At 67.8% G+C, this 9,872-nt stretch carries 12 protein-coding genes and 1 tRNA gene; 6 read left to right on the plus strand and 7 right to left on the minus strand.

Going from position 1 to position 9,872, the window contains the following annotated elements:
- Window positions 1-19 precede the first annotated feature (19 nt).
- The 3 genes from ACI2KI_RS13890 to ACI2KI_RS13900 all read right to left on the minus strand — a co-directional run bounded on the left by ACI2KI_RS13890 (window position 20) and on the right by ACI2KI_RS13900 (window position 2,824).
- The gene (locus ACI2KI_RS13890) at window positions 20-442 is read right to left on the minus strand and encodes an endonuclease domain-containing protein (protein ID WP_404621004.1); all 423 of its coding nucleotides are present in this window, start codon (window positions 440-442) and stop codon (window positions 20-22) included.
- A 74-nt stretch (window positions 443-516) separates the two neighbouring features.
- Window positions 517-1,635 (minus strand): acyl-CoA dehydrogenase family protein, encoded by a 1,119-nt coding sequence (locus ACI2KI_RS13895; protein WP_404621006.1) that lies wholly within the window; start codon window positions 1,633-1,635, stop codon window positions 517-519.
- 4 nt (window positions 1,636-1,639) lie between these two features.
- Window positions 1,640-2,824 carry an acyl-CoA dehydrogenase family protein gene (locus ACI2KI_RS13900; RefSeq protein WP_404621008.1) on the minus strand — a complete coding sequence of 395 codons (1,185 nt, stop codon included), beginning with the start codon at window positions 2,822-2,824 and terminating at the stop codon, window positions 1,640-1,642.
- Between the two features lie 130 nt (window positions 2,825-2,954).
- Here ACI2KI_RS13900 and ACI2KI_RS13905 point away from each other — a divergent pair, with 130 nt between their 5' ends.
- Complete coding sequence (locus ACI2KI_RS13905; protein ID WP_404621010.1) at window positions 2,955-3,479, plus strand: GNAT family acetyltransferase; 525 nt, start codon at window positions 2,955-2,957, stop codon at window positions 3,477-3,479.
- Here ACI2KI_RS13905 and ACI2KI_RS13910 read toward each other — a convergent pair.
- Together ACI2KI_RS13910 and ACI2KI_RS13915 are read right to left on the minus strand one after the other, a co-directional pair.
- Window positions 3,463-4,392 (minus strand): 2-hydroxyacid dehydrogenase, encoded by a 930-nt coding sequence (locus ACI2KI_RS13910; protein WP_404621012.1) that lies wholly within the window; start codon window positions 4,390-4,392, stop codon window positions 3,463-3,465. The genes ACI2KI_RS13905 and ACI2KI_RS13910 overlap by 17 nt on opposite strands.
- Window positions 4,389-4,646 carry an Lrp/AsnC ligand binding domain-containing protein gene (locus tag ACI2KI_RS13915; RefSeq protein WP_040347054.1) on the minus strand — a complete coding sequence of 86 codons (258 nt, stop codon included), beginning with the start codon at window positions 4,644-4,646 and terminating at the stop codon, window positions 4,389-4,391. Before ACI2KI_RS13915 ends, ACI2KI_RS13910 begins: the two co-directional genes overlap by 4 nt.
- A 48-nt stretch (window positions 4,647-4,694) precedes the next feature.
- Between ACI2KI_RS13915 and ACI2KI_RS13920 the strand changes: the two genes are divergently transcribed.
- Both ACI2KI_RS13920 and ACI2KI_RS13925 read left to right on the plus strand, forming a co-directional pair.
- On the plus strand, window positions 4,695-5,525 hold the full coding sequence (locus ACI2KI_RS13920; protein WP_404621014.1) for an alpha/beta hydrolase: 831 nt from the start codon (window positions 4,695-4,697) through the stop codon (window positions 5,523-5,525).
- Window positions 5,526-5,615: 90 nt separating this feature from the next.
- Window positions 5,616-6,287: a bifunctional 4-hydroxy-2-oxoglutarate aldolase/2-dehydro-3-deoxy-phosphogluconate aldolase gene (locus ACI2KI_RS13925; protein WP_404621016.1), complete on the plus strand. Its 672-nt coding sequence runs from the start codon at window positions 5,616-5,618 to the stop codon at window positions 6,285-6,287.
- A 261-nt stretch (window positions 6,288-6,548) separates the two neighbouring features.
- Here ACI2KI_RS13925 and ppa read toward each other — a convergent pair whose 3' ends face one another.
- Window positions 6,549-7,106: an inorganic diphosphatase gene (ppa, locus tag ACI2KI_RS13930; protein ID WP_292083760.1), complete on the minus strand. Its 558-nt coding sequence runs from the start codon at window positions 7,104-7,106 to the stop codon at window positions 6,549-6,551.
- 137 nt (window positions 7,107-7,243) lie between these two features.
- Between ppa and ACI2KI_RS13935 the strand changes: the two genes are divergently transcribed.
- Window positions 7,244-7,930, plus strand: coding sequence for a DUF599 domain-containing protein (locus ACI2KI_RS13935; RefSeq protein WP_404621018.1), 687 nt, complete (start codon window positions 7,244-7,246; stop codon window positions 7,928-7,930).
- A 252-nt stretch (window positions 7,931-8,182) separates the two neighbouring features.
- Here the strand turns inward: ACI2KI_RS13935 and ACI2KI_RS13940 are convergent, their stop codons facing one another.
- Entirely contained in the window at window positions 8,183-9,022 is an 840-nt protein-coding gene (locus tag ACI2KI_RS13940) for an N-formylglutamate amidohydrolase (protein WP_404621020.1), read from the minus strand.
- Between the two features lie 129 nt (window positions 9,023-9,151).
- Between ACI2KI_RS13940 and cpdR the strand changes: the two genes are divergently transcribed.
- A complete protein-coding gene (gene cpdR / locus ACI2KI_RS13945; protein ID WP_292083763.1) occupies window positions 9,152-9,508 on the plus strand; it encodes a cell cycle two-component system response regulator CpdR in 357 nt (118 codons plus the stop codon).
- A gap of 114 nt (window positions 9,509-9,622) precedes the next feature.
- Window positions 9,623-9,697: transfer RNA gene (locus ACI2KI_RS13950), tRNA-Val, on the plus strand.
- The last annotated feature ends 175 nt before the right edge of the window (window positions 9,698-9,872 follow it).

The raw sequence follows: 9,872 nt of genomic DNA on the forward strand, positions 1-9,872 counted from the left end.
GGCTCAGCCTTGTCCTGGATCAAACGAACCTTCGCCCTTCTCCCCTTGAGGGAGAAGGTGGCTCGCGCAGCGAGACGGATGAGGGGTGTCGGCGGCGCTCTTCGACGTGTCGGCGCACCGCCTCACACACGAGGTTCGGATTGCGCAGGATCATGGTGTTATCGAAACGCAGCACAGTATAGCCCGCTTCCGCCAGCCAGGCGTCCCGGTTCGCGTCCGCCTCCTCACGAAGACGATGGACGCCGCCGTCAGCCTCGATAACCAGCTTCAGCGCATGACAGGCGAAGTCGGCGACGTAGGGGCCGATAGGAACCTGTCGTCGAAACTTGACGCCATGAAGTCGCCGGTCACGCAGCAAGGTCCAGAGCGCGGATTCGGTCGTGGTCAGCGTCCCGCGTGATCGGCGGGCGAAGGCGCGGTTGCGGTCGGACGGCTTTTCCATGGCGAGCCTCGGCGCTGACACCCCTCATCCGACCTGCTCCGCAGGCCACCTTCTCCCTCAAGGGGAGAAGGGATTTAGAAGCCCTGCGCCCGCGCCAGACGTTCGGCGTGGAAGCCCGCGTCGCCCAGCAGTTCGTTGAGGACGCGGACGCGCTTCATGAACAGGCCGACGTCGAACTCGTCGGTCATGCCGACGCCGCCGTGCATCTGGACCGCCTCCTGCACCGCCAGTTCGGCGACGCGACCGGCCTTGGCCTTGGCGATGCTGGCGGCCAGTTCGGCGTCGGGACGGCCGGCGTCGATGGCTTGCAGGGCGGCCAGCGTCGCGGCCTTCGCCAGTTCCAGCTCGGTGAAGAGGTGGGCGGCGCGGTGTTGCAGGGCCTGAAACTCGCCGATCAGCTTGCCGAACTGTTTGCGGGTGCGCAGGTAGTCCAGCGTCACCTTGAAGGCCTGATCGCCGGCCCCGACCAGGGAGGCGGCGGCGCAGGCCCGGCCCAGGATCAAGGCGGTGTCCAGCGGCCCCTGCCCCTCGCCTACGGCGCCGATCACGGCGTCGGCGTCCACCATCACATCGGTCAGGGTGACGCGCGCGGCGTTGTGGGCGTCGACCATGATGGTGCGCTCCACCGCGACGCCCGCCGTTTTGGGGTCGATCAGAAAGAGGGTCAGGCCTTCATCCGTTTGCGCGGCGACGATGAGGGCGTCGGCGACGTGGCCGTCGATCACGAAGCCCTTGGCGCCGTTCAGCCTGAAGCCGTTGCCGGCGCGTTCGGCGCGCGTCGTGATCTTCGCAGGCGCGTGCTTGGGGCCTTCGTCGACGGCGAGGCTGAGGATGGCCTCGCCCGCCGCGATCTTGCCCAACCATTCTTTCTGCGCCTCCGAACCCGCCGCCTTCAGCACGCTTGCGGCCAGCACCGAGGAGCCCATGAAGGGCGAAGGCGTCAGGGTGCGGCCCAGGCTTTCGGCGATCACGCCCGCCTCGACGGCGCCGAGGCCGGAGCCGCCGTCCGCTTCATCAATGACGACGCCCGCGAAACCCATCTCGCCGAAGGCCCGCCACAGGTCGCGCGAGACGCCATCAGGGTCGCGGCTGTCGCGCAACTGGCGCAGATGGGCGATGGGCGCGTTCTCGTTCAGGAAGCCGTCGGCGGCGTCCTGAAGCATCGTCTGCTCTTCGGTCAGGATCAGGGGCATGGGCTCAGGCTCCCGGCAGTTGCAGCAGGTGTTTGGCGATGATGTTCAGCTGGATTTCGCTGGTGCCGCCTTCGATGGAGTTGGCCTTGGTGCGCAGCCAGTCGCGGGCGACGGCGCCGTCCCTGGACCGTTCGCCCTCCCATTCCAGCGCGTCCGCGCCGCCCGCCGCCATGGCCAGTTCGTGGCGGCGCTTGTTCAGTTCGGAGCCATAGTATTTGAGAACCGAAGCGACAGCCGGGTGGGCCAGTCTGGCCTTCACCTGATCCCCCACCCGCTCCATCGCCAGACGGAAGGCGGCGGCGTCGATGTCGTAGTCGGCGATGCGGGCGCGAAGCAGGGGCTCGTCCAGCCGCCCGGCCTCGTCCACGCCCAGAGCATCCACCGCGACCTGGCTGAGCGGTCGGCCAACGCCGACATCGCCCATGGCGCCGATCATGGTCCGCTCATGCGCCAGAAGCGCCTTGGCCACGTCCCAGCCGCGGTTCAGCGTGCCGACCAGGTTCTCCTTCTCGACGCGCACGTCGTCGAAGAAGGTCTCGCAGAAGGGCGACTTGCCCGAGATCAGGGTTATGGGACGGGTGCTGACGCCCGGCGTCGCCATGTCGAACAGGACGAAGCTGATGCCCAGATGCTTGGGCGCCTCGGGGTCGGTGCGGACCAGACAGAAGATCCAGTCGGCCTTGTCGGCGTAGGAGGTCCAGACCTTCTGGCCGTTGACGATCCAGTGGTCGCCGCGATCCTCCGCCCGCGTCTGGATCGAGGCGAGGTCGGAGCCGGAGCCGGGTTCGGAATAACCCTGACACCAGCGGATCTCGCCGCGCACGATGGGGGGCAGGAAGCGTTGCTTCTGTTCTTCCGTGCCGAAGGCCAGAAGCGCCGGGCCCAGCATCCAGATGCCGAAGCTGGCCAGGGGCATCTGCGCCTTGATGCGGCGCATCTCGGAGGCCAGCACCTTGGCCTCCTCGCGGTTCAGCCCGCCGCCGCCGTATGCGCTGGGCCATTCCGGGGCGGTCCAGCCGCGCGCGGCCATGCGGTCCATCCAGAGCTTGTGGGCCGGCGTCTTGAACACGGCGTTGCGGCCGCCCCAGACATAGTCCTCGTCGCCGTCGCGCGGCCCGCGCACCTCCGGCGGACAGTTGGCTTCCAGCCAGGCGCGCGTCTCGGCGCGGAACGTCTCCAGATCGGCCATCTAGCGTGCCCTTGCTGCGTTTCCCTGAAGCCACGCTAACAGCAATCCGTTGCGATTGGCTACGGTCTCTTGGATGGGGAAACACCTTGGCCGTTCGAGCGTTGGCCCAGGACATGAAAGAGGCCCGTCCATGATCCTATTGACCCGCGTCGTCTTTGGCGGCGCCAGTCTGTTGCTGCTGCTTCTGGCGCTCGGCCTGGTGTTTCTGGGGGTCGGCGAGGCTCTGCGCGGCGTGGTCAGTCCGGACCATTCGGGGGTGGACGCCCTGCTGGACGTGCTGGGCTATGTCATCGTCGCCATCGCCGTCTTCGACGTGGCCAAGTACCTGTTCGAGGAAGAGGTCCAGCGCGACAAGGAAAAGCGCAGCGCCGCCGAGGCCCGCCGCAGCCTGACCAAGTTCCTGTCCACCATCGTCATCGCCGTCTTCCTCGAGGCCCTGGTGGTGGTGTTCAAGACGGCGCGCGAGGACGTGGCCCTGCTGATCTATCCTACCGCCCTGCTGGTGGCGGCGGTGATCGTGCTGGTGGGCCTGGGCGCCTTTCAGCGCTTCTCGGCCGCGGTGGAAGAAAAGGTCGGGGTGGAGGACGAGGCGGCGGATCGGGCCGACGCCGCCAAGGCCGCCCGGCGCAGGACCGCCGTCAAACCACCGGCGTGATCGCAGGCTGGCCCGACAGGACGGCCAGCAGGTTCTCGACCACCAGCCCGGCCATGGCGGCGCGGGTCTCCACCGTTGCCGAGCCGACATGGGGCGTCAGGACGCAGCGCGGATGATCCAGAAGGGCCAGGGGCACGGTGGGCTCATGCGCGAAAACATCGAGGCCGGCGGCGAACAGACGATCCTCGGTCAGGGCGACGATCAGGGCCTCTTCGTCCACCACCCCGCCGCGCGCGATATTGATCAGGACGCCGTCGGGACCGAGGGCGGCCAGAACCTCGGCGTCGACCAGTTTGTCGGTCGCGGCGCCGCCGGGCGTGGCGATGATCAGGACGTCCACGGCCTCGGCCAGGGCGCGGGCGCTGTCGTGATAGGCGTAGGCCACGTCCGCGACCGGGCGGCGGCTATGGTAGGCGATGGTCCCGCCCAGGGGCTCCAGCCGTCGTGCGATGGCGGCGCCGATGCGGCCGAGGCCGAGGACGCCGTAGCGCCGGGCGCTGGCCCGGCGGGTCAGGGGCGCACGCTCGCCGGCCGCCCAGCGGCCGCTGCGCAGGTGATGCTCGACCGTCGGCAGGGCGCGCAGGGTGTTCAGCGTCAGGGCCAGGGCCAGATCGGCCACGTCTTCGGTCAGAACGTCGGGGGTGTTGCTCACGACCACGTCGCGCGACCGCGCGTGCTCGACGTCCACCCCGTCATAGCCGACGCCGTGGACGGCGATGATCTTCAGGTTCGGCAGGGAATCGATCAGGTCGGCGGAGGCCGGACTGCCGCCGAAGACCACATAGGCGGTCGCCGCCTCGGCCTGTTCCGGGGTGGGAGCGCCGTCCAGAGTCTGAAGCGTCAAGCCGGAGGCGCGCAGCGGCGTCAGCAGGCTGTCGGGCAGGCCCGGCGCCAGAAGGACCAGGCCGGTCATTTCTTCGAAGGCAGGAAGGGCGAGAAGGTGATGACGGTGAAGGTGTCGCGGATGTGCGGGCGCGTCTGCACCTGCTTGGTCACGAAGGTGCCGATGTCGGCGTCTTTCGGCAGCTGAAACTTGGCCAGCAGGTCGTGCTGACCCGAGGTCGAGTAAACTTCCGACACGTTTTCAACGTTGTCGACCAGATCGGCGGCGACGTCGTTGGCGTAGCCCAACTCGCATTTGATGAAGACGAAAATGGCGGTCATCATGGTCGGAACCTCCCGTTCAAGCGGAGGTGCATAGCGGATGGAAACGGCATGGGTAAGGCTCCGGCGACAGTGACGGCCCCTCCAGTCGATTACGAGGCGGCCTACAACAATCGGGAACGGGTGCCGGGACACCCGGCGATCCTGAAACGATGGCGAGAAGATTCGGCCCGCGTCATCGACGCCCTGAGGCCGGAAACCGTCGAATACGGTCCCAGCGAGCGGCAAAGGATGGAATGGTTCGACGCCGGTGCGGGTGCGCCGACCGCCGTCTTCATCCACGGCGGCTACTGGCAGGCGCTGGACCGGGCCTGGTTCGCCTGGGTCGCCCCCGCCCTGCTGGATCACGGGATCAGCGTGGTGATTCCTGGCTATGACCTGGCCCCGACGGTCAGGGTCGGCGCCATCATCAGTCAGATGCGACGGGCGACGGAGCTGGTGCGCGACCGCACCGGCAAGCGGCCCCTGGTCTTCGGCCATTCGGTCGGCGGACACATGGCGGCCTGCATGTTGTCCGAGGGACGGGCGCGGGCGGCGATGGCGATTTCCGGCGTGTTCGACATCGAACCGTTGATCCACACCTCGCTGAACGAGGCCCTGGGGTTGGACGCCATGACGGCGCGGGCCCTGTCGCCGATCCACTGGCCCGCGCCGAACGGCGGAGCGCCGGGCGGGCGGACGCTGGACTGCTGGGTCGGCGGGGCCGAGAGCAATGAGTTCATCCGCCAGAGCCGGCACATGGCCGCCGAGTGGGGCGGCAAGGGCGCCGACACCCATGTCGAGGTGCTGGACGGGCTGGACCACTTCACCATGCTGGACCCTTTGGCCGACAAGGACAGCAGCATGGTCAAACGGCTGGCGACCCTGGCCACGGCGGAATAAGGCGGCGCTTACGAGTGTTGATCCCGGTGTCACTTGACGGGGGCGCCGGGAACCGCCGATCTGCGGGCCTCAAGGCCTGAAGGAGACCCCATGCGACACGACCGCCTCAGCGTGCTGACCGCCCTCGAAAACCAGGGCGTCGTCCCGGTCTTCTATCACGCCGACCCGGAGGTCTGCGCCGAGGTGATCCGCGCCTGCGCCCGCGGCGGGGCGAAGGCCGTCGAGTTCACCAACCGCGGCGACTTCGCCTGGGAGACCTTCACCGCCCTGTCCAAGCAGTTCGCCCAGACTGATCCCGACATCATCATGGGCGTCGGCTCGATCCTGGATGCGCCGACGGCGGCTCTCTATCTGGCGTCGGGCGCGCGCTTCGTCATCAGCCCCTGTCTGGTTCCCGAGGTGGCCCAGGTCTGCAACCGCCGCCAGGTCGCCTATTCGCCGGGCTGCGGCTCTGTGCGCGACATCTCGGAGGCGCAGGCTCTGGGCTGTGAGATCGTCAAGCTCTTCCCCGGCGCCTCGGTCGGCGGCCCGGACTTCGTCAAGGCGGTGCTGGGCCCCATGCCCTGGACCAAGATCATGCCGACCGGCGGGGTCGATCCCGACGAGGTCTCCATCGCCAAGTGGTTCGGCTCGGGCATCGTGGCGGCCGGCATGGGGTCGAAGCTGATCACCGACGCGGCCATCCAGGCCAGGGACTGGGCCGGCATCGAGGCCAAGGTGCGCCAGACCGTCGAGGCCATCGCGGCGTTCCGGGCGAAGTAACGCCGCGTCTCTCCCTCCCCGTTCGGGGAGGGTGGTCGCGAAGCGACCGGGTGGGGAGGGCGCGGCGATATGGGCACAGGGCTTGATTTGCCGCAGCGCCCCCACCCGTCTGACGCTTCGCGTCAGCCACCCTCCCCCAAGTGGGAGGGAGAATCGGCGCTCAAGCAGCGAGACGGCGCGCGGCGAGCGATAGCGCCCTAAAGAAAAAAGGCCCCGCCGGTTGATCCAGCGGGGCCTCTTCTATTCAAACGCTGCGTCGCCTCAGGCGGCTTCGGCGGCGGCCTTGGCCAGCTTGTCCTGGTGAGCCTTCATGCCGATGGCGATCAGCTCGGCGGCCTCGCCGGCGTCGCCCCAACCCTTGACCGTGACCGACTTGCCCTTCTCCAGATCCTTGTAACGGGTGAAGAAGTGCTCGATCTGCTCGATCAGGATGGCGGGCAGCTGACGGTAGCTGGAAACCTCGGTGTAGTAGGGGTTCAGCTTGTCGACCGGCACGGCCAGGATCTTTTCGTCGCCGCCGGCTTCATCGACCATCTTCAGCACGCCGATGGGGCGTGAGCGGATGACGCAGCCCGGCACCACCGGGGTCGGGTTCAGCACGATGACGTCGCAGGGGTCGCCGTCGTCGGACAGGGTGTGCGGCACGAAGCCGTAGTTGCCCGGATAGTACATGGCGGTGTGCAGGAAGCGGTCGACGAACAGGGCGCCCGATTCCTTGTCCATCTCGTACTTCACCGGCAGGCCGCCTTGCGGGATCTCGATGATGACGTTGATGTCCCACGGCGCATTCGGGCCGACCGGAATGGCTTCGATGTTCATGTTACGCTCTTGTTGCAGGTGCGAACGGGGAGATTGGGGCGCGTGATAAGCTCTGCATCGCCGAACAGCAAGCTTCAGGGGCCGTTTGCGGGCGATCACCCTTGCTCCATGGGCCGAACTGAAGGCATCAACAGGACATGACCCCGTTCGACTGGATCGCGCTGTTCCTCTTCTTCGTCGCCTGGCTCGGCTATGGTCCGATCCTGGGGCTGATCGCACGGCGCAGCGGGTCGCTGAACGACGACATGCTGATCGTCCGCGACAGCTGGATGACGGCCATGACCCATCGCGAGATTCGGCTGATCGATAGCCAGCTGATGGGCCATTCGATCAACTCGGCCTCCTTCTTCGCCTCGACCAACCTGCTGCTGATCGCAGCGGTGGCCGGCATCCTGTTCGGCGGCGAGAACGCGCTGAAGGGCTTCGCCGCCGTCGGCGCCGAGGCGGTGCCGGTGAAGATCCTGGAGGCCAAGCTGGCCCTGGTCCTGATCTGCCTGGCGCGCGGCTTCCTCGACTTCATCTGGTCGCTGCGCCAGATGAACTACGCCCTGGCCCTGATCGGCGCCGCGCCCGAGATCCATTCCGAGACCGACAAGGTCGCCTATGGCCATGCGGTGGCGCGGGTGCTGAACCCGGCGCTGGGCGGCTTCAGCCAAGGGGTGCGCGGCTACTACTTCGCCCTGGCGGCGGCGGCCTGGCTGTTCGGCCCGCTTTGGCTGGCTCTGGGCGTGATCTCGGCCTTCGGCCTGCTGGTCTGGCGCCAGGCCGGGTCGCCGGCGGCGCGCGCCGTGCGAACGGCCAGACGGCTGCTGGAACGCAGCTAGGCCCGACTTTGGTCTTATTGCAGCCGCGAACGATTCGTGTCGTCGCCCGACCTTCCGTCGCGTAACGACGAAAGGGATTTTCGTAACAGCCTGTGATCGCACAAGGATAATCGGACCTTGAAATTTTGTGCGCTGCAACCTAACTTGGCTTTCGACGCCTCCGGGCGTCATGCCCTTCCTGGGCGTTTCCTCCCTATAGACTTTTCATGCCGCGCCCCCGGGCGCGGCTTTTTTTTTGGTCTGGAGACGGGCTCAGGCGGCAAAGTCTTGGCCCAGGGTCGCGACCACCCGGTTCAGGCCCGACCGGCACCGGCCCCAGCCGACCGACGGCGCGCCCGCCGCCTCGTCCCAGTAAAGCCGCCGGTTCAATTCGATCTGGATCGCCTCGAAACCCTCGTCCGGCCGCCCCCAGATCTGGGTCGCATAACCGCCCGCATAGGGCCGGTTCAGGGCCACGCGCCAGCCCATGGCCTCGAACAGGACCCGCAACCGCCGCGTCAGCCCCGCCGCGCAGCTGGTCCCGTGGCGGTCGCCCAGCACCACGTCCGGTCCGTTCGGCCCCGTGGCCCGCGCCGGCATGGAATGCCAGTCGACCAGAACGGCCCGACCATGACGCACGCGCGCGTTCTGCATCAGCTCGCCCAGGGCGGCGTGATAGGGGGCGTGGACCCGCGCGATGCGCGCCCTCGCCTCCTCGAGCGTCAGGCGACGGTCGTAGAGCGGCGTCCCGTCGCCCGCCAGACGCGGCACGACGCCGTAACCGGCCAGGGTCTTCAGCCCTGGCGGCGCCCCCTCGGGACAATCGAGGATCAGGGCCGGATCGAGGTCGTCGGGCGCCCGGTTCAGATCGACATAGGCCCGGCCGATTCGTCCCGCGATCAGGACCGCCCCCGTCGCCGCGCTCGCGTCCAGCAGCCGATCCACCGCCGCGTCTTCGGCGCTGCGCAGCGAAACCTCGGACAGGCCCTCGGCCGCCCCCATGTCATCGGGATAGACCGCGCCCGAATGGGGCGAGGCGAACACCAGAGGCGTCGCCCGCCCGGTCAGGGCAGGCCTCAGGCCGAAGGTCGCGTCGGTCGGTGCGGGGCGCATGGCTTGGCCATAGACTGTTTTATCCCCGACCGCGCCCCTCTACGCGCTCGCCCCATGCGGGATTTTCACTGCGAGTTTACAGATCGGCGCCTAGGTTCCGCGTTGATATTCCAAGGACTAGATCACCCCATGGCGCGTATTCTGCTGGCCGAAGACGACGGCTCGCTTCGAGGCTTCCTGACCCGCGCGCTGGAACGCGCCGGTCACGCCGTGGTGGATTGCGAAAACGGCGACGACGCCATCGACGCCCTGGACCAGGGTCCCTACGACCTGCTGCTGACCGACATCGTCATGCCGGGCGCCGACGGCATCGAGGTCGCCCGCGTCGCCGCCGCGCGCCAGCCGGGCATCCGCATCATGTTCATCACCGGCTTCGCCGCCGTCGCCCTGTCGGCCGCCCAGGCTACGCCCCAGGCCAAGGTCCTGTCCAAACCCGTCCACCTGCGCGACCTGGTGAACGAGGTCGAACGCATGATCGCCGCCTAACGAAAAAATACGAAAAAAGAAGACACAAGCCTCTTGCGGCCCCCGCGAACTGCGGGTTATAGACGCCGCCTTCCCGCCCACCGACACACCAGTCGGACGGGCCGCAGAAAAGGCGGACGCGTAGCTCAGCGGGAGAGCACTACGTTGACATCGTAGGGGTCACAGGTTCAATCCCTGTCGCGTCCACCATTCTTTTCAAGCAGTTACGGCCGACCGGACGTCTCCGACGCCGAAGGTCTGCGCTTTTCCTATCCGATGCTCGATGGCGCCCTGCGTGCGCAGGGGACGCCGCCCTGACTGGCCGTCAGGTCGCGCGGGCGCGACGCTGTCGGCCTGCTGACAGGCTCATGCCCGGCGCGGTTCA

The organism is Brevundimonas sp. NPDC046655, assembly GCF_044901625.1.
Lineage (GTDB): Bacteria > Pseudomonadota > Alphaproteobacteria > Caulobacterales > Caulobacteraceae > Brevundimonas.